Below are 21,182 nucleotides of genomic sequence, written 5' to 3'. Positions count from 1 at the left end.
CTCCCTACGATCGGGGCCATGCAGAGCGCATTGAGCGGTCTCCGTCCGCGGGGACAGGCGGTACTTACGAAGCGGCGGGCAGTGGACCTGTGCCGCGTCGCCGCCATGCTCTGTCGCCCTGTCTGACGGGCCCTCCCACCCCCGTCCTCACCCGGTCGGCCCGCTCGGGCCGCCCCCGCAGGTAACCCGCGCAGCGCCGCGCGCATACCCCGGCCCCCATACGGGAAGTGCCCTGAGCGCGCACTCGGCGTAACCGCGTGTACACGCACACCCCTCAACTGCCCCCCGCAACTGCCCCGGAGGAGAAGAAAATGAGCCGTAGCGACGTCCTGGTGGACGCCGACTGGGTCGAGGCCCACATCGATGACCCCAAGGTGGTCATCGTCGAGGTCGACGAGGACACCTCGGCCTACGACAAGAACCACATCAAGAACGCGGTCCGCATCGACTGGAAGCAGGACCTCCAGGACCCGGTGCGCCGCGACTTCGTCGACCAGGCGGGCTTCGAGGCGCTGCTCTCGGCCAAGGGCATCGCCAACGACGACACCGTCATCCTCTACGGCGGCAACAACAACTGGTTCGCGTCCTACGCCTACTGGTACTTCAAGCTCTACGGCCACGGCAGCGTCAAGCTCCTCGACGGCGGCCGCAAGAAGTGGGAGCTGGACTCCCGTGACCTGGTCGACGGTGCGCAGGTGCCGCAGCGCGCGGCCACCGAGTACAAGGCCAAGGCCCAGGACACCTCCATCCGCGCCTTCCGTGACGACGTCGTCGCCGCCATCGGCAGCCTGAACCTGGTCGACGTCCGCTCGCCCGACGAGTTCAGCGGCAAGCTGCTCGCGCCGGCGCACCTCCCGCAGGAGCAGTCGCAGCGCCCCGGCCACGTGCCCAGCGCCCGCAACATCCCGTGGTCCAAGAACGCCAACGACGACGGCACCTTCAAGTCGGACGACGAGCTCACGGCCCTCTACCAGGAGGAGTCCGTCGACCTGGCGAAGGACACCATCGCCTACTGCCGTATCGGTGAGCGCTCCGCGCTCACCTGGTTCGTGCTGCACGAGCTGCTCGGCCAGACCAACGTCAAGAACTACGACGGTTCCTGGACCGAGTACGGCTCGCTGGTCGGCGTGCCGATCGAGCTCGGCGCCAACAAGTAAGTCCGGCGAAAACCCCAACCCCTCAAGGAAGTACCCATGTGTGGAGCACAGGCCGGCGGCCCCGACGCCTCGACCATCAAGCCCGGTGAGACCACCATCCAGGGCAGCGTGACCCGCGACGGCGAGCCCGTCACCGGTTACGTCCGTCTGCTGGACAGCACCGGCGAGTTCACCGCCGAGGTCCCCACCTCGGCGACCGGACAGTTCCGCTTCTACGCGGCCGAGGGCACCTGGACTGTGCGTGCACTCGTCCCGGGCGGCACCGCGGACCGCACCGTCGTCGCCCAGCAGGGCGGCCTGGCGGAGGTCGCCATCGCCGTCTGACGACGCTGCCGGCCGGAGGGCCGCACCCCTGGGGTTTGGACACCTGGGCAGGGGTGCGGCCCTCCGCGCTGTCCGGGACCGGCGGCGCCCCGCGCGCCTCTTCCCGCCGGGCGTACCGACTTCCTCCCCGCCCCGCCCGGATCTACCGTGGACGTATGTACGCGCACAGTCGGCTGCCGGCGCCACAACGCCGTCATCGCAAGTACTTCATCTTGATGGGCGTGTGCATCGTGCTGTTCGTGCTGGCCTGGAGCGTGGTGCGGCTCTGGTCGATCCCGGTGGCCGTGGGCATGTGCGTCGTCGCCATGGTCATCCCGCCGATCGCCGCGATCATCGGCAACCGCAGGGAGCCCGGCGAACGCTGGTGGGACGAGAGCGGCGACCCGGAGTCCGACCGCTGGTGGCGCGAGCTGGACGACCACAAGTGATCACCGGTGGCGGCGGGAGCGGCGGTCAGTAGACCAGCGCCTGCACCCCGTCCGCCATGATCTCGCTGACGAAGACCTGCATCCCGGCGATCCGCGCGCCCTCGATGAGGTCCTTCTCCTCGATCCCCCGGCGGGCCGCGCACTGCGAGCACACCGTGATCACGCCGCCGCCCGCTGTGATCCCCCCGATCAGATCCGGCAGTGGTGCCGCGTGCGGCAGCTCGAACTCGGCCGCCCGCCCCGGCAGCGCGTACCACGTCGACTCCCCGGTCAGGAACAGCGAGACCTCGGCCCCGCTGGCCACGGCCACCGCCGCCGCCGTGAACGCCTGAGAGCACCGCTCGGGCGCGTCCGCCCCTGCCGTCGCCTTGATCACGAGCTTCTTCTTCGCCATGCGGCCAGACTAGGGTCTGTCCGATAGGTCAGGGCCTAGAGGTGCAGCAGGATGGGGGTACCCCTGCTCCTTAAGAGCTTGGCGGCGGACCTCACAGCGCCGCTGCCACGGTCGCCGACTAGACTCGCAGGCGGTCCGTAACCTCACTCCGTCCAAGGAGCGCGCTCGTGCTTGAGGCAGTCTTCACCACCCTGCTCGTCCTCGTCGGCGTCGGCGTGGTCGCTTTCGCCGGTCTGACCTGGAAGAAGCTGTACCAGGGCCAGCGCTGACCTGCCCGTCCTCCGTACGAGCGCGTCGCGCACCCCTCCTTTCGCCCCCTAAAGATCGCCTGAGCTCATGATCGAGATCCCGTCCGACCTGAACCCGGCCCTCGTGCCGCTCGCCTTCCTCCTCGGCAACTGGGAGGGCGCGGGCGTCGCCGACTTCCCTGGCACCGAGAAGTGCAACTTCGGGCAGGAGGTCACCTTCACCCACGACGGCCGTGACTTCCTCGAATACACCTCGCACAGCTGGGTGCTCGACAGCGAGGGCAAGAAGGTCCGCCCGCTGGAGACCGAGAGCGGCTACTGGCGGATCGACGCGGACCGCAGGGTCGAGATCGTGATGATCCGCGACCAGGGCGTGGTCGAGGTCTGGTACGGCGAGCTCGCCGACCGGAAGCCGCAGATCGACCTGGCCACCGACGCCGTCGCGCGCACCGCGGCCTCCGGCCCGTACAGCGGCGGCAAGCGGCTCTACGGCTATGTCAACGGCGACCTGATGTGGGTCGGCGAGAAGGCCACCCCCGACGTGCCGCTGCGCCCGTACATGTCGGCGCAACTGAAGAAGGTCGCCGATCTGAAGCAGTGGGCGGAGAGCCTGCCCGACGACATGCCGGACGGCGTCTCCTTCTTCAACCCGGACGGCACGCCCTACAAGGGCTGACCGGCACAGCAGCACAGCAGCACAGCAGCACCCAGTACGACCCAGCGTTACGCGCCCCGCGGGGGAAGTCCGGTGAGAGTCCGGCGCTGACCCGCAACGGTTGAGCGGAAGCCCCTTCCGCAAGCCCGATCACCCGCGGCGGCGCCTGATCCTGACAACTCGCCGTGGACTGCGATGGGACACCGCCGTTGCCTGGGGGCACTCCCCCGGCCGGCGCTGGGGGGACCCCCGCTCAGCGTCAGCTGGGGGCGCTCCGGGCCGCCGCTCCTTTCCGCATGGACGCGGCCCGAGCCGAAGGCTCCTCTTGGCACCCCCCGCCCGTACCGCCCCCTTGGCGGCCGCGCTCTCCCTCGCCCTCCTCGGCTCCCTGCTCTGCGGGGTCGGCCTCGGCGCCGCCGGGGTGAGCTGGCCGCAGGTGCTGCGCTATCTCGGCGCCGGGCTGACCGGCGGCACCATCGCGCCCGACGAGGTCCCCGCCTACACCATCGTGTGGGAGCTGCGCTTCCCACGGGCCGTGCTGGCCGCCGTCGTGGGCGCCGGGCTCTCCGCCATCGGCGTGGCCGTACAGGCCATGGTCCGTAACGCCCTCGCCGACCCCTTCGTCCTCGGCATCTCCTCCGGCGCCGCCGTCGGCGCCAACGCCGTGCTCCTCTTCGGGGCGCTCGGCACGCTCGGCGTCTGGGCACTGTCGGTGTCCGCGTTCGTCTCCGCGCTGATCGCGATGGTGCTGGTGTACGCGGCGGCCCGCACCGTCCACGGGCTCACCCCGCTGCGCCTGGTCCTCACCGGCTCGGCCATGTACTACGGCTTCTCCGCCATCACCACCCTCATGGTGTTCACCGCCGACCGCGGCGAGGCCGCCCGCTCCGCGATGATGTGGCTGCTGGGCAGCCTGAGCGGGGCCGGCTGGGGCTCGGTGCCGATAGCCGCGGCCGCGGTGGCCGCCGCGCTGGCATATCTGCTGCTCTCCGCGGGCCGGCTGAACGCACTGGCCATGGGCGACGAGACGGCCGCCGCCCTCGGGGTCGACGGGGAGCGGCTGCGCCGTGAACTGTTCGTCGTCGCCGCGGCGGTCACCGGCGCGGTGGTCGCCGTCAGCGGCGCGATCGGCTTCGTGGGCCTGATGGTGCCGCATGTGACGCGGATGCTGGTCGGCGCCGACCACCGCCGGGTGCTGGCCGTCGCGCCGCTGCTGGGCGCGGTGCTGCTGGTGTGGGTCGATCTGCTGTCCCGCGTACTGCTGGCACCCGTGGAACTCCCGGTGGGCGCGCTCACCGCCGTGATCGGCGTGCCCTGCTTCGTCCTGCTGATGCGGCGGCGCGGCTACACCTTCGGAGGCGGCGCCTGATGCGGATCGACATCGAGGACCTGTGCGTCGAGGTGGCCGGAAACCGCCTCGTCCACGACATCGCGCTGCAGGCCGGCAGCGGGCGGCTCGTCGGACTGGTCGGCCCCAACGGCAGCGGCAAATCCACCCTGCTGCGCTGCGTCTACCGCGCGCTGCGCCCGGCCGCGGGGACGGTGCGGCTGGACGGCGCGGACCTGCACGCCATGGACACGCGCGAGGGCGCCCGGCGGCTGGCCGCGCTCCCCCAAGAGGCGTCCACGGAGTTCGACTTCACCGTCGCCGAGGTCGTCGCGATGGGGCGGCTGCCGCATCAGCGCGGCTCGGGCCGGGCGAGCGCGGCGGACACCGAGGTGTGCGGGCGCGCGCTGACCCGGGTCGGCGCGGACCATCTGGCCGAACGGGGCTTTCTCAGCCTGTCCGGCGGCGAGAAGCAGCGGGTGCTGATCGCCCGCGCGCTGGCCCAGGAGCCCGAGGTGCTGGTGCTCGACGAGCCCACCAACCACCTTGACATCGCCCAGCAGTTGGAGGTCCTGGCACTGGTCCGGGACAGCCGGCTGACCGTGCTCACCGCCCTTCACGACCTCAATCTGGCCGCCGTGCACTGCGATGAGCTCTACGTCATCGCACACGGCCGGATCGTCGACTCGGGCCCGCCGCACGACGTCCTGACCCCCGAGCTGCTCGGCGAGGTCTTCGGCGTCCGCGCGCACCGCGTACGCCACCCCGAATCCGGCGCCGTACAGCTCCTGTTCGACCGCCTCAGCCCCTAAGGACCAGCCGCCATGCCCCGCCGCGCCCCCGTACTGCTCACCGCCCTCTCGCTCGCCGCCCTCACCGGCTGCGGCGCGCAGGTCTCCTCCGACGCCAAGAGCGCCCCGGCCCGCTCCGGCCACTACCCCGTCACCATCGAGAACTGCGGCGTCAAGACGACGTACGACAAGGCGCCCCGGCGCGTGGTCACCAACGACGTGGGCATCGCCGACATCATGTTCGCGCTCGGCCTTGAGGACCACATGGCGGGCTATGTGATGCCCTCCTACCGGGGCAAGATCGAGGCGGTGGCCTGGAAGGACGCGTACGAGTCGACGCCCTGGCTCTCCAAGAAGGCCATCACCAAGGAGATCGCCCTGGACGCCAGGGCCGATCTGGTCTTCGCGGGCTGGAACTACGGCTTCGGTGAGGCCACCGGTGTCACCCCCGCCTCACTCAAGAAGCTCGGTATCGGCAGCTACGTCCTGACCGAGTCCTGCCGCAACGGCACCACCGGCAGCTCGCGCGGTGTGATGCCACCCCTGGAGGCCCTCTACGCCGACCTGGAGACACTGGGCAAGATCTTCGACGTGGAGGACCGGGCCGCCGCGCTGATCAAGAAGTACCAGAACCAGATCGCCGATGCGCAGGCCAAGGCCCCCAAGGCGGGCGACCGCCCTTCCGTCTTCCTCTACGACGGCGGCGAGGACAAGCCGATGACCTCGGGCAAGTACGCCGGCCCGCACGACATCATCACCAAGGCCGGCGGCAACCACGTCATGAAGGACCTGAAGGACTCCTGGACGACGGTCGGCTGGGAGACCATCGTGGAGCGCAACCCCGAGGTGATCGTGATCAACGACTACGGCACCCCCACCGCCGCGCAGAAGAAGGCGTTCCTCACGTCGTACCCGCCCCTCGCGAACGTCTCGGCGGTCAAGAACAACCACATCTACGTCATGGATTACGCCGATCTGGTCGAGAGCCCGCGCAATCCCGCCGCCGTCACCGCACTGGCCGACTATCTGCGGGACGTACGAAGGGGCTGACCGCCCTCCTACACTGGGGGGCGTGGTAACCACCGACTGGCAGCGTGACCTCCGAAGGCGCGGATACCGCCTGACCCCGCAGCGTCAGCTCGTACTGGAGGCTGTGGACAGACTGGAACACGCCACCCCCGACGACATCCTCACCGAGGTACGCAAAACGGCGGGCGGCGTGAACATCTCCACCGTCTACCGGACCCTGGAGCTCCTGGAGGAGCTGGACCTGGTCAGCCATGCGCACCTCGGCCACGGCGCGCCCACGTACCACCTGGCCGACCGCCACCACCACATCCACCTGGTGTGCCGGGACTGCACGGAGGTCATCGAGGCGGATCTGTCGGTGGCCGCGCCGTTCACGGCGACGCTGCGCGAACAGTTCGGTTTCGACACGGACATGAAGCATTTCGCGATCTTCGGGCGCTGTGCGGCGTGCACCACGAAGGCCGCACAGGGCGAGGCCTAGGGCGCCCTGGCGGCGGCGCGGCCGGGTCGTAGGCTGGCCTCATGCTGCGAGATGTGAAAGCCAGCCCTCTGCTGTCGCTGCCCGGCGCCGTTCCCGCCGAGTCTCCCGACGAAGGCGTCGCCGCGCACTACGGCGATCTCTTCCGGGAGCAACGCGCCCTCGCCGACGGCTCCGGCTTCGTGGACCTCTCACACCGCGGCGTGGTCGCCGTCACCGGCGTCGAGCGGCTGAGCTGGCTGCATCTGCTGATCACCCAGCACGTCAGCGATCTTCAGCCCGGCCGTGCCACGGAGGCGCTGATCCTCTCCGCGCACGGCCATATCGAGCATGCGCTGTACCTCGTCGACGACGGCGAGACGACCTGGATGCACACCGAGCCGGGCACCCAGGAGACGCTGGTCGCCTACCTGGAGAGCATGAAGTTCTTCTACCGGGTCGAGGTCGCCGACCGTACCGACGAGTTCGCCGTGGTCCACCTCCCGGCCGGCTCCATCACCGAGGTGCCGGAAGGCGCCGTCGTACGCGAGACCCCGCACGGCCGCGACCTCTTCCTCCCCCGCGCCGGCCTGGAGTCCTTCGCGGCCGAGAACGGCCCGGCGATCGGCATCCTGGCCATGGAGGCGCTGCGCGTCGAGGCCCACCGCCCCCGCCTCGGCCTGGAGACCGACCACCGCACCATTCCGCACGAGCTGGGCTGGATCGGCACCGCCGTCCACCTCCAGAAGGGCTGCTACCGCGGCCAGGAGACCGTCGCCCGGGTCCACAACCTGGGGAAGCCGCCGCGCCGGCTGGTCTTTCTGCACCTGGACGGCAGCGAGGTGCATCTGCCGCCGCACGGCACACCGGTACGACTGGCCTCGGAGGGCGAGGAGGGCCGGCAGCTGGGCTTCATCACGACCTCGGCCCGCCACCACGAGCTCGGCCCGATCGCCCTCGCCCTGGTCAAGCGCAACGTGCCGACCGACGCGCAGCTGAGTGCGGGCGGGACGGCGGCGGCGCAGGAGGTCGTGGTCGAGCCGTAGCGGCTGCCGGCGGGCTCCGCCGGGCCCGGCCATGATCCACCGGACAGCTTCCAGGGCTTTGCGGACGCGCGCCAGTTTGACGACAGGGCCTAGATCTCGACGAGCACGGTGAACGGCCCGTCGTTCGTCAGCGACACCTTCATCTGGGCGCCGAAGCGGCCGGTGTCGACCCGGGCGCCGAGTGCCCGCAGCTGTGTGACGACCTCGTCGACCAGCGGTTCCGCGACCGGGCCGGGGGCCGCCGCGTTCCAGGTGGGGCGGCGGCCTTTGCGGGCGTCACCGTAGAGAGTGAACTGGCTGATCACCAGCAGCGGCGCTCCGGTGTCCGAACAGGACTTCTCGCCGTCGAGGATCCGCAGCGACCACAGCTTGCGGGCGAGCTGTGCCGCCTTCTCGGCGGTGTCCTCGTGGGTGACCCCCACCAAGACGCACAGCCCTTCGCCGACGATCTCTCCGACCGTCTCCCCTGCCACGTCGACACGTGCCCCGTCAACTCTCTGCACCACAGCTCGCATATCCGCCATGATGCCTGGGGACCACCGGCCTTCCGACAGCCGCCCCACGGCGGCCGTTCGGGTGCCATGGCCCTGCACGCGAACCACGCAGAGTGGCACGATGCGTGCACGTGCGGCCTTCCACGGACAACATGCCCTGGATGCCGCACCGGACGAGGGGACGGAACGCTCATGACCACTGCCGGCTCCGGGCAGACACCCGGTCCCGTACCACCCGCCCGTACGACACCGCCCGCCCAGACGACTCCATCCGCCCAGACGACTCCATCCGCTCTCACGCCGCCGACCGCCGTGACGACCACGACCGCGGCCCCGGGTCCCGTCGTGACCACGACCACGACCGCGAATTCGACCATGGCGACGGCTCGCGTCGAGCCCACCCGCACCGAGGACGGCTCCATGCTCCAGGCAGGCCAGACGCAGCACCCCCGCCCTCCGCACCAGCGCGACCGCTTCCACCCGGTCGAGAGGCCGGACCTGTCCGGCCTGGGACTGCCCGAGCTGCGGATGGTACGGCGCGACTCACAGCAGGAAGAGGCCGATCTGAGCTATCTGCGGCGGCTGTTGCAGGGCCGGATCGACATCCTGCGGGCCGAGATCGCCCGCCGGACCGCGCAGCATTCGCCGCTGCTGGACCGGCTCCCGGAGATCCTCACCGATGTGCCTTCGCGGCACCGCTCCTCCGCCCGGCATGTGACGCTGCGGACGCCGCACAGCGAGGAGTACCGGCGGCTGGCCGAGGAGATGCTCGGCGAGGTCGAGCTGTCCGATCTCACGGCCCGTACGGACCAGGAGCTGCATGACGCGATGGGGCGGCTGATCCGCTATGAGCGGCAGGTCTCCCGGCGCCGTCAGTCGCTTCAGCGGATGGCCGACGATTGCAGTGCCGAAATCACCCGCAGGTACCGTGAAGGCGAAGCACAAGTAGACGACCTGCTGTCCTGACCACGGCCACAAGCCTTCGGGGGGCGCGGGTCACCTCCCCGGAAGGCCGCCGATGACCTCGCCCACCCCGATACCCGAGCAGTCCCCGGTACCCGCGACATCCCCCGTCATATCCCCTGTCCTCGCCGAGGTCGTCCGGTCCGGCTTCGTCGAGGGGCGGCACCGCGGCTCACTGGTGGTCCTCGCGGCGGACGGCAGCGTGGAACGGTCGCTCGGCGATATCGCCGCCCCGGTCTTCCCCCGCTCGGCGAACAAGCCGATGCAGGCCGCGGCCCTGCTGCGGGCGGGCCTGGAGCTGTCCGGCGAGCGGCTGGCGCTGGCCGCCGCGAGCCACTCCGGTGAGCCCTTCCACCTCGATCTCGTCCGCACCATGCTGGCCGAGCACGATCTGACCGCCGACCAGTTGCAGACCCCGCCGGACCTGCCGCTGGACCCGCAGGAAACGGAGCGCTACCTGGCGTCGGGCCTGGTACGCGACCGGCTCACCATGAACTGCTCCGGCAAGCACACCGCGATGCTGGCCGCCTGCGCCGTCAACGGCTGGCCGCTCGACTCGTATCTCGACCAGGACCACCCGCTCCAGCAGCTGGTGCTCGACGGCGTCCGCGCGGCGAGCGGCGAGGACGTCGCCCACATCGGCACGGACGGCTGCGGCGCGCCCCTGATGTCGCTCTCGCTGACCGGCCTGGCCCGCGCGTTCCGGCACTTCGTGCTGGCCGACCCCGGCACGCCGGAGCGCCGCGTCGCGGACGCGATGCGCGCCCACCCCGAATACGTCGCGGGCACCCGCCGCCCCGACACCTGGCTGATGCGGGCGCTGCCCGGCACCCTGTCGAAAATGGGCGCGGAGGCCGTCCAGGCGCTGGCCCTCCCCGACGGCCGCGCCCTGGCCTTCAAGATCGACGACGGTGCCACCCGCACCCTCGGCCCGGTCCTGGCCCGCGTCCTGCGCGAGATGGGCGTCGAGGACCCCGTACTCGCCCGCATCGAGGACGCCCCGCTGCTGGGCGGCAGCGAACGGGTCGGGGAGATCCGGGCGGCCTTCTGACGGCGGTCGGGACTGTCCGGGCGGCCTTCCGACAGCGGCCTGTCCCAGCAGCCTTCCCAGCGGCCTTTCCCAGCGGCCTGACAGCCGTTTAACAGGCGCGTAGCTACCGTACGGACCATGAACCTTGAGGTCCGTACGGTGGGCGACGACGACTTACGCGACTGGATCGCGGCGCTGGCGGCGGGCTTTCTGCACCCGCCGGTGGCCTCCGACGAGGAGGTCGCGTTCCGCACCGCGCATTACGACCCCGAGCGGACCCAGGGTGCGTACGACGGGCGCTGCGTCGCCACCTTCCGGAGCTTCGCGCAGGAGCTGACGGTGGTGGGCGGTGCGCGGCTGCCCGCCGACGCCGTCACGAGCGTCACCGTCTCCCCCACCCTCCCCCATGCCTTAAGGGCATGGGAGGTGCCCCCATCGCCGCGGGCTGCTGATCCGGATGGTGGAGAACGACCTGCGGCGGGCCAAGGAGCGCGGTGACGCCGTCTCCACCCTCATCGCCGCCGAGTACCCGATCTACGGGCGGTTCGGGTACGGCCCGGCGACCTGGACCACGTCCTGGCTGATCGACGTGCCCCGGGCCAGGCTCGACCCGCGGCACGCCGCTCCGGAGTGCGGCGGCCGGATCGACTTCGCCACCTCCGAGGAGGTCCGCGGGTTCGGCCCCGGCCTCCATGACCGCTTCCGTGCCCGGGTGCCGGGCGCGGTCTCCCGTTCCGCCGCGTGGTGGCAGCGGACAACGGGCGCCGTCCGCCTCCCCAGCTCCCCGTGGACCGAGCCGCACCACGCCGTCTACCGCTCCCCGTCCGGCGAGATCGAGGGCCTGGCCGACTTCACCGTCGAGGATCGCTGGGAGGCCATGCGGCCGGAGAACACGGCACGCGTCGACGGGCTCATCGCGACCACGCCGGCCGCCGAGCGCGCGCTGTGGCAGTTCCTGTGCTCCATCGACTGGGTGCTGCACGTCGACACCGGCCACCGCGGCCCCGACGATCTGCTGCTGCACTTCCTGGGCGACCCGCGGGCGGCGGCCGTCAAGGACCACTCCGACTTCCTGTGGCTGCGCCCGCTGGACGTCCCCCGCCTGCTGGAGGCGCGTACCTATCCGGTGCCCGGGTCCCTCGTCCTGGAGGTGGCGGACCGCGCCGGGCTGGCCGGCGGCCGCTTCCTGCTGGACGCCGGCCCGGACGGCGCCACCTGCACGCCGACCACTCGATCCGCCGAACTCGCTCTGGATGTGGGCGAGTTGGCCGCTCTCTATCTGGGAGACGCACCCGCGTCCCGGTGGCGGCGCTGGGCAAGGTCAGCGAGGAGCGGGCGGGGGCGGTCGCCACTGCGGATGCGCTGCTGCATACGGCGCGGCGACCTTGGTGCCCGGATATGTTCTGAGCTTGCCATGGCGTTCCGCCGAGGGGCCCGCGGGGCTTTCGCCTTGGGCTTTCCCGTGCGGGTTTCCCGTAGGGGCGCGCGGGCGCTGCCCCAATGACCATGGCCTGCATAAAGTGGCGAGGAGAGAGTGCATCACCCACCACAGCAGGAGGCCGGCGACCATGAGCGACGCGAATTCCGAGCCGAAGGGTCCCGAGGCGATCGAGCACGCCCACGACCCCGAGGTACTGCAGCTCGCGGCCAAGGTGTTCGACCTGGCGCGGCACGGTGACACGGACACGGTCGCCGCGTACGTGGACGCGGGCGTGCCCGCCAACCTGACGAACGAGAAGGGCGACTCCCTGGTGATGCTGGCCGCATACCACGGCCACGGGACCACCGTGGAGGCCCTGCTCCAGCGCGGCGGCGACCCCGACCGCGCCAACGACCGGGGGCAGACCCCGCTGGCCGGGGCGGTCTTCAAGGGTGAGGACGAGGTCATCAAGGTGCTGCTCGCGCATGGCGCGGACCCGTCGAAGGGGACGCCGTCGGCGATCGAGACGGCGCGGATGTTCCAGAAGACGGAGCTGCTGAGGCAGTTCGGCGAGGAGTGACGGGCGAGGGCGAGGGGCGGGCTCGCGGAGGCTTGACCTGAAGTTTGGTTGAGCTCCTAGCGTCAGGGCCTGACGGCGCATCCGCCGCTCATGCACTCACGCCACGAAGGGCCTCTCACATGTCCGAGCGCCGCTACTCCCTCGCAGTGATCGTCGGCAGCACCCGGGAGGGCCGGTTCGCGCCGGTCGTCGCGAACTGGTTCGCCCGGCATGCCGAAAACCACCCGGACATCAGAGTCGACGTCGACGTCATCGACCTGGACACCGTCCGCCCCTACCAACTCCGTTACGGCAGCGAGGAATACGCCTCCTTCGCCAAACGCGTCGACGAGGCGGACGCCTTCGTCGTGATCACTCCGGAGTACAACCACTCCTTCCCCGCGCCCCTCAAGCACGCCATCGACCTGCTGCACCGGCAGTGGCAGGCCAAGCCGGTGGGCTTCGTCTCGTACGGCGGGATCTCGGGCGGGCTCCGCGCCGTCGAGCAACTGCGGCTGGTCTTCGCCGAGTTGCATGCCGTGACGGTGCGCGAGACGGTCAGCTTCGCGCTCGCCGGGAACCTCTTCGACGACGAGGGCCGGCTGCACGACCCCGCCCCGGCGGCCGAGGCCGCCGACGCCCTGCTCAAGCAGCTGACGTGGTGGGCGGTGGCCCTGCGGGAGGCCCGCACGGCCCGGCCGTACGGCGCGTAGCGGGCGGCCGGGCGCGCCTCACTCCCCGCCGCCCCCCTCCGCCTCCCCCTTGCCGTCCAACCCGATCGTGCGGTCCACGAGCGCGGAGATCAGGCCGTCGGTCTCCTCGGCCGCAACCACCCCCGGCAGCGTGAGCTGCTCCAGCATCAGCCCGGTCATCGCGAGATAGATCAGCAGTACGGCGGTACGGTCGCCCGGCAGCCCGCTCTCCAGGTGGAAGCGGATGTCCTCGTCGAGCGTCTCTCGGATGACCCGGGTCAGCGCCGCCCGCAGTTCGGGGCGCCGGGTCGCCTCCAGGCGCAGCTCCAGCATCGCCAGATAGCCGGTGCGGTGCTCGGTCACCCGGCGGTTGATCCACCCCATCAGCTCGGCCACCAGCGCCCGGCTCGGCGGCGCCGCCATCACCGCGGTCACCTCGTCCGGGTCGGGCGCGATGCTCTGGTGGATCTGCCCGGTGACCTGGGCCAGCAGATCGTCCCGGCTGGTGAAGTAGTTGGACGCGGTGCCGTTGGGCACCGCCGCGGCCGCGTCGACGGCGCGGAAGGTCAACCCCCGGGCGCCGTCCCGCGCCAGTACCTCGATAGCGGCGTCGACCAGCGCCGTACGCCGTTCTGGATTACGCACCATGCCGTCTCCCTCTTCCGTCCGGACCGACGTGGCTGCGGATCCGAAATCCACCCGGAATCCGAAATCCCTTGCAACCACTACACCTAAAGTACTACAACTAGAGTCCTTACCCGGTTGCAGCGATGGCGTGGCGAACGACCGCACACAGCTGCACACAGAGAGGACAACTATGCGCTTCGCCAAACTCGGCACCGCCCTGCTCGCCGACGACGTGGCCGCCAGCACCCGCTTCTACGTCGACCACTTCGGCTTCCGGCCACTCGTCGAACTGGGCTGGTACGCCAGCCTCCAGCACCCCCAACACCCCGACTACACCCTCGACTTCACCCAGCGCGGACACGAGGCCATGCCGGAGGACTTCCGCACCCAGGAGACCGGGGGCACGCTCCTCGGCTTCCTCGTCACGGACGCCGCGGCCGAGGAAGCCGCCCTGCGCGCCAAGGGCGTCACCATCGCCGAGCCCCTGCGCGACGAGCCCTGGGGCCAGCGCCGCTTCAACGTCTGGGCCCCCGAGGGCACCCTGATCGAGGTACTCCAGACCATCGACCCCGACCCGGAATGGATGGCCGCGCAGGGACTGTGAGCCCAGGAGCCCACTCCCGTCCGATACTTGCGCCCCGGCCGAATGCTTCCTGTCCCGGCCGATGCTTCCTACCTCGGTTGATACTTGCTGTCGCAACACCACTCAGGGGGACACATGGGCACACGCAAGGGTCCGTACGAATGCGGCCTGGACGCCGCCGTGGACGTCATCGGCGGGAAGTGGAAAGTCCTGCTGCTGTGGGCGCTGGCCGAGCGGCCGCGGCGGTTCGGCGAGCTGAAGCGGGAGTTGCCGAAGATCAGCGAGAAGGTGCTGAGCCAGCAGCTGCGCGAGCTGGAGGCGGACCGCATCGTGCACCGCGAGGTCTACGACCAAACCCCACCGAAGGTCGAGTACTCGCTCACCGGCCTCGGCACCTCACTCAACGAGGCGCTGGCCCCGCTCGGCGCCTGGGGCCGGGAGCACATGACAGACCTGGAGGCCACCTACCCCCAACGTCACCCGGCGGACAGCTGACCCCCGCCGCCGGCAACCCGGTTGCCTCCGCCGCACCCGCCGCCCGCACCTTCCCCGGCGTATCGCTCACGGGCGGCACCCAGCGCCCGCTCGAACCCATGCTGCGTGGCGTCGCACCACTGCATCAGGTCCACCAGGAGGTCCTGGAGATTCTGACTCGGCGTCTGCCGCCAGCCCCCTTCGACCACCGCGTACGCCTGCAACGCGTCATTCGCGCGCGCCACCCGCTCATCGACCCCCTGACCGATCCCGTGACCATTCCCTTGGCCGATCCCTTGACTGACGCCCCGTCCGCCCCCCTGACCGATCCCCGTCATCGCGCCTCACCCTTCCCGTCTCGGTCCACCACGCCCCTCGCGGCCACCATCGTTCCAATGCAACCGCATCGGTACGATGGCGAGCAACCGCAATTGAGGGCACCGCAACCGGACCGGAATCAGGGCATCGCAACCGGAATTGAGGAGCGTCATCGCTCCTCGGCGGGTCGCTCCTGCAACGCCCAGCCATTCCCATCCGGGTCACTGAAGTAGACGAACGAGTTCCATGGCTCGCCGGGCCCGTCGGCCATCGCCCCGTTCTCGACATGCTGCACCGGACCGGCCGCCACTCCGTGCGCCACCAACTGGGCGCGGGCCGCCGCGATATCGGACACCACGAGTTGCAGCCCGCGCACCGACCCCGGCTCCGCCGCCTCGACGCCGGTACCCGCACCGATGACGATCGAGCAGCCCGACCCGGGAGGCGTCAGCTGCACAATCCGTACGTCCTCGCCGATGCGGGTGTCGTGATCGACGGCGAAACCCACCTGCTCGCTGTAGAAGTGCTTGGCCCGGTCCACGTCGGACACCGGAACCGGCACCAGTTCAAGCTTCCAGTCCATGGCGCGCCGCCCTTCCGTACGGGCGACGGGATACGGACAGCGGCGGCAGCCGCCGGCCTTGTCGCGCCCGGAAGAAGTCTAGGCAGCGGACAGCGGACGCGCCGGGTGGAGCATCGCCCGCCACAGCACCACCGTCACCACCAGCGGGAGGTAGCTCAGCTCAGGCCATATCCACTCCTGACGCCCACTCGGGTGACCGGCCCCACCCGGACAGCCGACGAACTCCTCGCCGTACTCCTGCACGGCACCCTCATCACCCCCGGGGAGCGCACGCCGGCCATCACCCATCCACGAACGTCATGCTCACCTCGTCGTAGCGCGTCCCGGCGATCTGACCGGCCGGTGCCGCGGCGTCGATTTCGGCGAGCTCATCGGGGGTCAGCCGGACGGAGAGCGCGCCGAGGTTCTCCTCCAGGTACTTCTCCCGGCGGGTACCCGGAATCGGCACCACATCGTCCCCGCGGTACTGCACCCAGGCCAGGGCCAGCTGTCCGGCGGTGACGCCCTTCTCGGCGGCCAGTTCGTTCAGCTGCTCCACGATGGCGAGGTTCTGCTCCAGGTTGCCGTCGGCGAACCGCGGCTGGGTCCGGCGCAGATCGGACTCCGGCAGCCCGGCCACCGAGGTGTACCGCCCGGTCAGGAAACCGCGCCCGAGCGGCGAGAACGGCACCAGGCCGATACCGAGTTCACGGCACACCGGCGCGATCTCATGCTCCAGATCGCGGGTCCACAGCGACCACTCGCTCTGCAGGGCGGCGATCGGATGCACCGCATGCGCCCGCCGGAGGGTCACCGCGCTCGCCTCGGACAACCCGAGGTACCGCACCTTGCCGGCCGTGACGAGCTCGGCCATCGCACCGACGGTCTCCTCGATCGGTACGTCGGGGTCGACCCGGTGCTGGTAGTAGAGATCGATGTGGTCGACGCCGAGCCGGCGCAGCGACGCATCACAGGCCTGCCGTACGTATGCGGCGTCGCCCCGGATCGCGGTCGGCTCGCCGAGCCGGTTGGCGAACCCGAACTTCGTCGCCAGCACCACCCCGTCCCGGTGGCCGGCGATGGCCCGCCCGATCAGTTCCTCGTTGTGCCCCGCCCCGTAGAAATCGGCGGTGTCCAGCAAGCTGACTCCGAGGTCGAGCGCCCGGTGGATGGTCGCGATCGACTGCTCGTCGTCCGCGTCCCCGTATCCATGGCTCATCCCCATACACCCGAGCCCCTGCGCCGAAACCGCCAGCCCACCAAGGTGACGCGTGGGAATCTCCGTCATGCTGCTACCTCCTGGCGCTGTACCGCGAATGAATCCGGACGTTTCCCGGAATCACACTTCAGACGTTAGGAGTTCGAGCACACTCCAAGTCAACAACGCACCGAACGCCGCCCAGCGTCACCCGCCCGTCGCCCCGCTGCAGAAGTCCGAGCCCGCCACCAGCGAACGGCACACACCGGCAGGCACAGCGCAGATACCGGCAGCCACCACCTCCGTCCACCCTCAGCGGCGCGGCTTCTCCGGCACCGTCAGCCGTCGTCGCGGGCGTCGCCTCCCGCGATCGCCCGCAGAGCCTGGCAGTGGGCGGCGAAGGCGGACCGGCCGTCCTCGGTGAGGGCGAGCCAGGTACGCGGACGCTTCCCGACGTACCCCTTCGTGACCGCGACATAGCCGGCCTTCTCCAAGGTGGTGACCTGCCGCGAGAGGACCGAGTCGCTCACCTCGACCACGTCCCGGACGAACGCGAACTCGGCTTTGTCGGCGGCCGCCAGGGTCGCCACGATGGAGAAGCGAACCGGCGCGTGTATCACCTCGTCGAGCCCATGACGCGGATGGGCTCCGGCGCGCGAACGGCTTCCAGTGCTCGGATGAACTCCAGAGCGCGGATCACTCACCGTCGGGCCTCCAAGTAACCGCCTATCACGCTGGGAAGCGCCACCACCAACGCGCCGGGGACCCACCACGCCGCGACGCCCTCGAACCAGATGAGCCCCGGGGACAGCACGGCGACATGGAGCAGCCCCCACACGACGATCAGGCCGTTGAGCCGGCGGGTGGATCCTCGCCGGGCAACGGGCTGCCGGGCCGCATACACCGACAGCCCCGTGAGGGCGAGAGCCCAGATGCCCATACCGACCGCCAAACCGTACGGATGGCTCAGCAGCCCGATCGCGAGCACCGTGACGGCAGCCGCGCATCCGTAGATCACTTGGTAGCGGATATGCCACTTGGATCCGTTCCGAACGGTGGATCCCAACTCCTGCGCGCGGGCCAGTGCGGCCGCCGCATCCTTCGAGGCGTAGTCGGACACGCCAGTCCTCCCCCTTGCCGGCCGATCCTTACACCCTCAAGCATGACAAGTACTTTCCACTTCGACAAGTACTTTCCAGCCATTCGCAAGCCGAGGCACACCGAGCGGATCCGCACGACCGAACGCACCCCAACACCCGCAGCAGAACGGTGAGTTGCCGATAGCACACACCAGTAGCCCCGAGCGCGAGCGGCGATGGACCGACCATTTCGACCGCTTCGACCACCTCGACCACCTCGACCACCTCGACCACGACAAACTGACGCAGCGTCATGGAGCGGCCGTGGCCGCCGCAAAGCTCGTCTGTGCACATCGTCCGAGGTCAGGTAGTGTTGCCGTCTCCAGCAGTGGACCGACCGAGGAGGTGAGACCGATTCCCCGCCAGACCAGGCAGGTGCTCCCGTCTCACGTCCGTACGGTCCGCCCGACGCAGGTGACCAACCGACAGACGTGATCCGGGGAGCGCCGATCGGCGTCCCGAAAGGCTCACATGTCGACCATCCAGTCACCGCACTCCCCGCCGCACCCTTCACCGCACTCCCCGCCGCACCCCTCGGCTCTCTCCCGCTCCACCGTCATCACCAGGCTTCGCGCCGCCGGCTGTGTCTTCGCCGAGGACGAGGCGGAGCTGCTCATCTCCACAGCACGCACACCGGCCGAACTCGCCGCCATGGTGGAACAGCGCGTCATCGGCCTGCCGCTCGAACACGTCCTGGGCTGGGCCGAGTTCGCCGGCCTGCGGGTAGCCGTGGATCCCGGGGTCTTCGTGCCGCGGCGCCGCACCGAGTTCCTCGTCGGGCAGGCCGTCGGCCTCGCCGCCGCCCTCGGCCGGCCGCGGCCCGTCGTCGTCGACCTGTGCTGCGGCTCCGGCGCGGTGGGCGCCGCGCTGACCGCGGCCCTGGGCCGGGTCGAGTTGCACGCCGCGGACATCGAACCCGCCGCGGTGCGCTGCGCCCGCCGCAATATCACCGCCGCCGGTGGCGAGGTATACGAGGGCGACCTCTTCGGCCCGCTGCCCGCCGGCCTCCGGGGCCGCATCGACGTCCTGGTCGCCAACGTTCCGTACGTACCGACCGAAGAGGTCGGGCTGCTTCCCCCGGAGGCGCGCGAGTACGAGCCACTGGTGGCGCTCGACGGCGGCGCGGACGGACTCGACGTTCTGCGGCGAGTAACCGCGGCGGCGCCGGAATGGCTGGCGCCAGGTGGCCATCTGCTGGTCGAGACAAGCGAGCGCCAGGCACCACAGGCCGTCGAAGCCTTCACCCGCAACGGGCTGATCCCGCAGGTGGCCGGCGACGACGAGCTCTACGCCACGGTCGTCATCGGTACCAGGACCGGCACCAGGACCGGCATCAGCACCGGCACGGGGACCGGCACCAGAGCCGGCATCAGGCCCGCCGCTCACAGCGAGACAGCCCAGAGCCAGGAAGCGGGCAACACCCTCTAGGTCTACTAGGTCTACAGAGGCGGCCAGCCGCTGCGGCGCCCCGCGGGGCGAGTCGGTGCCCACACGGGGGCACCACCGCCCCCGCCGCCACTCCTGCTAGCGCTTGCTTGCAAAAGTTAGCACCGGGATGCACTATCGACACATGGCATCACTCAACGTCGGCAATCTCGGCGAGTTCCTGCGGGAGCAGCGGCGCACGGCGCAGCTGAGCCTGCGGCAGCTCGCGGATGCCGCCGGGGTGTCCAACCCGTATCTCAGCCAGATCGAGCGCGGCCTGCGCAAGCCGAGTGCGGAGATCCTGCAGCAGCTGGCCAAGGCACTGCGGATATCCGCCGAGACGCTGTACGTCCAGGCCGGGATCCTCGACGAGCGGCACGGGCCCGACGGGGTCGAGGTGCAGACCGCGATCCTCACCGATCCGTCGCTGAATGAGAAGCAGAAGCAGGTCCTGCTGCAGATCTACGAGTCCTTCCGCAAGGAGAACGGGCTCGGGAGCGGCGGCGAGGGCGGCGCTGCGAGCGGGCATGAGGACGGGCGCGGTACGGACTCCCACGAGGCAGAGGCCGACGGCGGCCCGCACGCCACCTGAGCAATCGATTTCGTTTCCAGGAGGAATAACGTCATGGCCATCAACACCGATGACCTCCGCAAGGTCCTGACGGACACGACCCCGCTGTACGCCCTGGCCGGTGCCACCGACCTGGCCGCCGAGAAGCTCGGCGAGGTGCCGCAGCTGGTCGAGAAGATCCGGATCGAGGCGCCCAAGCGCTTCGAGTCCGTGCGGGCCACCGACCCCAAGGACGTCCAGGAGCGCGTCACCAAGCAGGCGAAGGACGCCCAGGAGAAGCTGAACGAGCTGCTGGGCTCGCTCGACGGCGACCTGAAGAAGTTCCGCGAGCAGGCGCAGGAGCTGGCGCTGCAGGGCGTGGGCCGGGCCGCCGAGGTTGCCGTACGGGCGCGCGAGACGTACGACGAGCTGGCCGAGCGAGGCCGCGGCGCCGTGCAGACCTGGCGCGGCCAGGCCGCCGACCAGGCCGAGGAGCTCGCGGTCGCGATCGAGCCGGAGCCGGTGGCGAAGGACGCGGAGAAGGACGAGACGAAGCCGGTGCCGGCGCCCGCGAACGGGACCATGACCGAGGGCAAGCCCGTCGCGGCGAAGAGGACCAACGCGGCGCGCAAGCCGGCGGCGAAGAAGACCCCGCCGCCGTCCGCGACGTGACCTCGGTCATGGCTCGCTGAGCTGACGGGCAACGGGCGGGCCGGGCACATTTCACGTGTCCGGCCCGTTCTCCGGTTACGGTCCGTTCCTCCGGGTACGGTCCGCCTCCGGGTACGGTCCGCCTCCGGGTACGGTCCGCCTCCAGGTACGGTGGGGCCGAGTAGGACCGGTACCACGCAGGACCAATCAGGGCCAATGCAGACCAGCGGGACGAAGTACCGAGAAGACCGATAACGGGCGGTGGAAGTGTGCTGATCTACGGGTTCCAGAACTTTCTGGGCTATCTGCAGCTCGCTCTGGGCGTGTACGCCGCCGTGATGCTGATCGACGCGGCCGTGCACCGCGAGGACGCCTACCGCGCCGCCGACAAGCAGACCAAGGGCATGTGGCTGATTCTCCTCGTCATCGCCACGGCGCTGCTCTTCCTGCTGCCGTTCGACATGTTCCTGCCGATCATCGGCATGATCGCCGTGATCGTCTACACCGTCGATGTCCGCCCGGCGCTCCGGCAGGTCGCCGGCGGCGGCCGCGGCCCGCGCCGCGGCGGCTCCAGCTCGGACGGCCCGTACGGCCCCTATAACGGTGGTCGGTAAGACGCCGCTATAACGGTGGCCGGTAGA

General features: G+C 70.3%; 29 protein-coding genes, 1 pseudogene and 1 riboswitch. Of the genes and pseudogenes, 21 read left to right on the top strand and 9 right to left on the bottom strand.

Translation table 11 applies throughout. The features are described 5' to 3' along the window. Positions 1-18 precede the first annotated feature (18 nt). The 4 genes from AB0I10_RS14555 (at position 19) to AB0I10_RS14540 (ending at position 1,909) form a co-directional block, all read left to right on the top strand. On the top strand, positions 19-126 hold the full coding sequence (locus AB0I10_RS14555; RefSeq protein ID WP_363152786.1) for an Ms5788A family Cys-rich leader peptide: 108 nt from the start codon (positions 19-21) through the stop codon (positions 124-126). Positions 127-311: 185 nt separating this feature from the next. Next, on the top strand, positions 312-1,157 hold the full coding sequence (locus AB0I10_RS14550) for a sulfurtransferase (RefSeq protein ID WP_363152785.1): 846 nt from the start codon (positions 312-314) through the stop codon (positions 1,155-1,157). Between the two features lie 36 nt (positions 1,158-1,193). Continuing rightward, positions 1,194-1,481, top strand: coding sequence for a DUF1416 domain-containing protein (locus tag AB0I10_RS14545; protein ID WP_237320662.1), 288 nt, complete (start codon positions 1,194-1,196; stop codon positions 1,479-1,481). Between the two features lie 155 nt (positions 1,482-1,636). After that, entirely contained in the window at positions 1,637-1,909 is a 273-nt protein-coding gene (locus AB0I10_RS14540) for a DUF3099 domain-containing protein (RefSeq protein WP_363152784.1), read from the top strand. Positions 1,910-1,934: 25 nt separating this feature from the next. Here AB0I10_RS14540 and AB0I10_RS14535 read toward each other — a convergent pair whose 3' ends face one another. After that, a complete protein-coding gene (locus AB0I10_RS14535) occupies positions 1,935-2,303 on the bottom strand; it encodes a DsrE family protein (protein WP_363152783.1) in 369 nt (122 codons plus the stop codon). A 336-nt stretch (positions 2,304-2,639) separates the two neighbouring features. Between AB0I10_RS14535 and AB0I10_RS14530 the strand changes: the two genes are divergently transcribed. The 6 genes from AB0I10_RS14530 to AB0I10_RS14505 all read left to right on the top strand — a co-directional run bounded on the left by AB0I10_RS14530 (position 2,640) and on the right by AB0I10_RS14505 (position 7,856). Then, the gene (locus AB0I10_RS14530; RefSeq protein ID WP_363152782.1) at positions 2,640-3,227 is read left to right on the top strand and encodes an FABP family protein; all 588 of its coding nucleotides are present in this window, start codon (positions 2,640-2,642) and stop codon (positions 3,225-3,227) included. A 27-nt stretch (positions 3,228-3,254) separates the two neighbouring features. After that, a riboswitch (cobalamin riboswitch) is annotated at positions 3,255-3,383 on the top strand. Positions 3,384-3,531: 148 nt separating this feature from the next. Then, positions 3,532-4,575 carry an iron ABC transporter permease gene (locus tag AB0I10_RS14525; protein WP_363152781.1) on the top strand — a complete coding sequence of 348 codons (1,044 nt, stop codon included), beginning with the start codon at positions 3,532-3,534 and terminating at the stop codon, positions 4,573-4,575. Continuing rightward, positions 4,575-5,345 (top strand): ABC transporter ATP-binding protein, encoded by a 771-nt coding sequence (locus AB0I10_RS14520; protein WP_363152780.1) that lies wholly within the window; start codon positions 4,575-4,577, stop codon positions 5,343-5,345. The genes AB0I10_RS14525 and AB0I10_RS14520 overlap by 1 nt, the downstream gene beginning before the upstream one ends. A 12-nt stretch (positions 5,346-5,357) precedes the next feature. Next, positions 5,358-6,374 (top strand): ABC transporter substrate-binding protein, encoded by a 1,017-nt coding sequence (locus AB0I10_RS14515; RefSeq protein WP_363152779.1) that lies wholly within the window; start codon positions 5,358-5,360, stop codon positions 6,372-6,374. 22 nt (positions 6,375-6,396) lie between these two features. Continuing rightward, complete coding sequence (locus AB0I10_RS14510; RefSeq protein WP_363152778.1) at positions 6,397-6,834, top strand: transcriptional repressor; 438 nt, start codon at positions 6,397-6,399, stop codon at positions 6,832-6,834. A 41-nt stretch (positions 6,835-6,875) separates the two neighbouring features. After that, a complete protein-coding gene (locus AB0I10_RS14505; protein ID WP_363152777.1) occupies positions 6,876-7,856 on the top strand; it encodes a folate-binding protein in 981 nt (326 codons plus the stop codon). A gap of 89 nt (positions 7,857-7,945) precedes the next feature. Here AB0I10_RS14505 and dtd read toward each other — a convergent pair whose 3' ends face one another. Continuing rightward, positions 7,946-8,371: a D-aminoacyl-tRNA deacylase gene (gene dtd / locus AB0I10_RS14500; RefSeq protein ID WP_363152776.1), complete on the bottom strand. Its 426-nt coding sequence runs from the start codon at positions 8,369-8,371 to the stop codon at positions 7,946-7,948. Between the two features lie 399 nt (positions 8,372-8,770). Between dtd and AB0I10_RS14495 the strand changes: the two genes are divergently transcribed. The 5 genes and pseudogenes from AB0I10_RS14495 (at position 8,771) to AB0I10_RS14475 (ending at position 13,035) form a co-directional block, all read left to right on the top strand. Beyond that, positions 8,771-9,316: an ABC transporter substrate-binding protein gene (locus AB0I10_RS14495; RefSeq protein WP_363152853.1), complete on the top strand. Its 546-nt coding sequence runs from the start codon at positions 8,771-8,773 to the stop codon at positions 9,314-9,316. 52 nt (positions 9,317-9,368) lie between these two features. Next, the gene (locus tag AB0I10_RS14490) at positions 9,369-10,364 is read left to right on the top strand and encodes an asparaginase (protein WP_363152775.1); all 996 of its coding nucleotides are present in this window, start codon (positions 9,369-9,371) and stop codon (positions 10,362-10,364) included. A gap of 117 nt (positions 10,365-10,481) precedes the next feature. Continuing rightward, positions 10,482-11,750 (top strand): annotated as a pseudogene (locus tag AB0I10_RS14485) (GNAT family N-acetyltransferase). A 161-nt stretch (positions 11,751-11,911) separates the two neighbouring features. Continuing rightward, a complete protein-coding gene (locus tag AB0I10_RS14480) occupies positions 11,912-12,343 on the top strand; it encodes an ankyrin repeat domain-containing protein (protein WP_363152774.1) in 432 nt (143 codons plus the stop codon). Positions 12,344-12,462: 119 nt separating this feature from the next. After that, the gene (locus AB0I10_RS14475; protein WP_363152773.1) at positions 12,463-13,035 is read left to right on the top strand and encodes an NAD(P)H-dependent oxidoreductase; all 573 of its coding nucleotides are present in this window, start codon (positions 12,463-12,465) and stop codon (positions 13,033-13,035) included. Positions 13,036-13,053: 18 nt separating this feature from the next. On the opposite strand, the gene AB0I10_RS14470 is transcribed toward AB0I10_RS14475, so the two are convergent. Next, complete coding sequence (locus AB0I10_RS14470; protein ID WP_363152772.1) at positions 13,054-13,662, bottom strand: TetR family transcriptional regulator; 609 nt, start codon at positions 13,660-13,662, stop codon at positions 13,054-13,056. Positions 13,663-13,831: 169 nt separating this feature from the next. On the opposite strand from AB0I10_RS14470, the gene AB0I10_RS14465 reads away from it, so the two are divergent. Then, entirely contained in the window at positions 13,832-14,245 is a 414-nt protein-coding gene (locus tag AB0I10_RS14465) for a VOC family protein (RefSeq protein WP_363152771.1), read from the top strand. Positions 14,246-14,359: 114 nt separating this feature from the next. Next, on the top strand, positions 14,360-14,719 hold the full coding sequence (locus AB0I10_RS14460; protein ID WP_363152770.1) for a helix-turn-helix domain-containing protein: 360 nt from the start codon (positions 14,360-14,362) through the stop codon (positions 14,717-14,719). On the opposite strand, the gene AB0I10_RS14455 is transcribed toward AB0I10_RS14460, so the two are convergent. From AB0I10_RS14455 to AB0I10_RS14430, 6 genes are all read right to left on the bottom strand, one after another. Then, positions 14,701-14,943 carry a hypothetical protein gene (locus AB0I10_RS14455; RefSeq protein ID WP_363152769.1) on the bottom strand — a complete coding sequence of 81 codons (243 nt, stop codon included), beginning with the start codon at positions 14,941-14,943 and terminating at the stop codon, positions 14,701-14,703. The two genes, AB0I10_RS14460 and AB0I10_RS14455, sit on opposite strands and share 19 nt — an antisense overlap. 242 nt (positions 14,944-15,185) lie before the next feature. Next, positions 15,186-15,599 carry a VOC family protein gene (locus AB0I10_RS14450; RefSeq protein ID WP_363152768.1) on the bottom strand — a complete coding sequence of 138 codons (414 nt, stop codon included), beginning with the start codon at positions 15,597-15,599 and terminating at the stop codon, positions 15,186-15,188. A gap of 78 nt (positions 15,600-15,677) precedes the next feature. After that, entirely contained in the window at positions 15,678-15,842 is a 165-nt protein-coding gene (locus AB0I10_RS14445) for a hypothetical protein (protein ID WP_363152767.1), read from the bottom strand. 37 nt (positions 15,843-15,879) lie between these two features. After that, positions 15,880-16,866, bottom strand: coding sequence for an aldo/keto reductase (locus tag AB0I10_RS14440; protein ID WP_363152766.1), 987 nt, complete (start codon positions 16,864-16,866; stop codon positions 15,880-15,882). 248 nt (positions 16,867-17,114) lie between these two features. Then, positions 17,115-17,480, bottom strand: coding sequence for a transcriptional regulator (locus tag AB0I10_RS14435; RefSeq protein ID WP_363152765.1), 366 nt, complete (start codon positions 17,478-17,480; stop codon positions 17,115-17,117). Next, positions 17,477-17,896, bottom strand: a complete 420-nt coding sequence (locus AB0I10_RS14430) for a hypothetical protein (RefSeq protein ID WP_363152764.1) — start codon at positions 17,894-17,896, stop codon at positions 17,477-17,479. The genes AB0I10_RS14435 and AB0I10_RS14430 overlap by 4 nt, the downstream gene beginning before the upstream one ends. Before the next feature lie 490 nt (positions 17,897-18,386). Here AB0I10_RS14430 and AB0I10_RS14425 point away from each other — a divergent pair, with 490 nt between their 5' ends. The 4 genes from AB0I10_RS14425 (at position 18,387) to AB0I10_RS14410 (ending at position 21,155) form a co-directional block, all read left to right on the top strand. Next, positions 18,387-19,343 (top strand): putative protein N(5)-glutamine methyltransferase, encoded by a 957-nt coding sequence (locus AB0I10_RS14425; RefSeq protein WP_363152762.1) that lies wholly within the window; start codon positions 18,387-18,389, stop codon positions 19,341-19,343. A gap of 142 nt (positions 19,344-19,485) precedes the next feature. Next, positions 19,486-19,932, top strand: a complete 447-nt coding sequence (locus AB0I10_RS14420) for a helix-turn-helix transcriptional regulator (RefSeq protein WP_363152761.1) — start codon at positions 19,486-19,488, stop codon at positions 19,930-19,932. A gap of 33 nt (positions 19,933-19,965) precedes the next feature. Next, complete coding sequence (locus AB0I10_RS14415) at positions 19,966-20,562, top strand: hypothetical protein (RefSeq protein ID WP_363152760.1); 597 nt, start codon at positions 19,966-19,968, stop codon at positions 20,560-20,562. A gap of 248 nt (positions 20,563-20,810) precedes the next feature. Then, on the top strand, positions 20,811-21,155 hold the full coding sequence (locus tag AB0I10_RS14410; RefSeq protein ID WP_363152759.1) for a DUF2516 family protein: 345 nt from the start codon (positions 20,811-20,813) through the stop codon (positions 21,153-21,155). Positions 21,156-21,182: the final 27 nt, after the last annotated feature.

This window comes from Streptomyces sp. NPDC050636, assembly GCF_040654775.1.
In the GTDB taxonomy this organism is placed as follows: Bacteria; Actinomycetota; Actinomycetes; order Streptomycetales; family Streptomycetaceae; genus Streptomyces.
The sequence above is the reverse complement of the archived record's forward strand: the minus strand, read 5'-3'. Positions and strand labels throughout refer to the sequence as shown.

Excerpts from the sequence above, each read along its gene's own strand:
- AB0I10_RS14420 (WP_363152761.1), top strand. The coding sequence starts at position 19,486 with ATGGCATCACTCAACGTCGGCAATCTCGGCGAGTTCCTGCGGGAGCAG.
- AB0I10_RS14520 (WP_363152780.1), top strand. The coding sequence starts at position 4,575 with ATGCGGATCGACATCGAGGACCTGTGCGTCGAGGTGGCCGGAAACCGC.
- AB0I10_RS14425 (WP_363152762.1), top strand. The coding sequence starts at position 18,387 with ATGTCGACCATCCAGTCACCGCACTCCCCGCCGCACCCTTCACCGCAC.
- AB0I10_RS14495 (WP_363152853.1), top strand. The coding sequence starts at position 8,771 with ATGCTCCAGGCAGGCCAGACGCAGCACCCCCGCCCTCCGCACCAGCGC.
- AB0I10_RS14490 (WP_363152775.1), top strand. The coding sequence starts at position 9,369 with ATGACCTCGCCCACCCCGATACCCGAGCAGTCCCCGGTACCCGCGACA.
- AB0I10_RS14450 (WP_363152768.1), bottom strand. The coding sequence starts at position 15,599 with ATGGACTGGAAGCTTGAACTGGTGCCGGTTCCGGTGTCCGACGTGGAC.
- AB0I10_RS14515 (WP_363152779.1), top strand. The coding sequence starts at position 5,358 with ATGCCCCGCCGCGCCCCCGTACTGCTCACCGCCCTCTCGCTCGCCGCC.
- AB0I10_RS14440 (WP_363152766.1), bottom strand. The coding sequence starts at position 16,866 with ATGACGGAGATTCCCACGCGTCACCTTGGTGGGCTGGCGGTTTCGGCG.
- AB0I10_RS14505 (WP_363152777.1), top strand. The coding sequence starts at position 6,876 with ATGCTGCGAGATGTGAAAGCCAGCCCTCTGCTGTCGCTGCCCGGCGCC.
- AB0I10_RS14530 (WP_363152782.1), top strand. The coding sequence starts at position 2,640 with ATGATCGAGATCCCGTCCGACCTGAACCCGGCCCTCGTGCCGCTCGCC.
- AB0I10_RS14540 (WP_363152784.1), top strand. The coding sequence starts at position 1,637 with ATGTACGCGCACAGTCGGCTGCCGGCGCCACAACGCCGTCATCGCAAG.
- dtd (WP_363152776.1), bottom strand. The coding sequence starts at position 8,371 with ATGCGAGCTGTGGTGCAGAGAGTTGACGGGGCACGTGTCGACGTGGCA.
- AB0I10_RS14460 (WP_363152770.1), top strand. The coding sequence starts at position 14,360 with ATGGGCACACGCAAGGGTCCGTACGAATGCGGCCTGGACGCCGCCGTG.
- AB0I10_RS14555 (WP_363152786.1), top strand. The coding sequence starts at position 19 with ATGCAGAGCGCATTGAGCGGTCTCCGTCCGCGGGGACAGGCGGTACTT.
- AB0I10_RS14470 (WP_363152772.1), bottom strand. The coding sequence starts at position 13,662 with ATGGTGCGTAATCCAGAACGGCGTACGGCGCTGGTCGACGCCGCTATC.
- AB0I10_RS14480 (WP_363152774.1), top strand. The coding sequence starts at position 11,912 with ATGAGCGACGCGAATTCCGAGCCGAAGGGTCCCGAGGCGATCGAGCAC.
- AB0I10_RS14550 (WP_363152785.1), top strand. The coding sequence starts at position 312 with ATGAGCCGTAGCGACGTCCTGGTGGACGCCGACTGGGTCGAGGCCCAC.
- AB0I10_RS14535 (WP_363152783.1), bottom strand. The coding sequence starts at position 2,303 with ATGGCGAAGAAGAAGCTCGTGATCAAGGCGACGGCAGGGGCGGACGCG.
- AB0I10_RS14475 (WP_363152773.1), top strand. The coding sequence starts at position 12,463 with ATGTCCGAGCGCCGCTACTCCCTCGCAGTGATCGTCGGCAGCACCCGG.
- AB0I10_RS14465 (WP_363152771.1), top strand. The coding sequence starts at position 13,832 with ATGCGCTTCGCCAAACTCGGCACCGCCCTGCTCGCCGACGACGTGGCC.
- AB0I10_RS14545 (WP_237320662.1), top strand. The coding sequence starts at position 1,194 with ATGTGTGGAGCACAGGCCGGCGGCCCCGACGCCTCGACCATCAAGCCC.
- AB0I10_RS14415 (WP_363152760.1), top strand. The coding sequence starts at position 19,966 with ATGGCCATCAACACCGATGACCTCCGCAAGGTCCTGACGGACACGACC.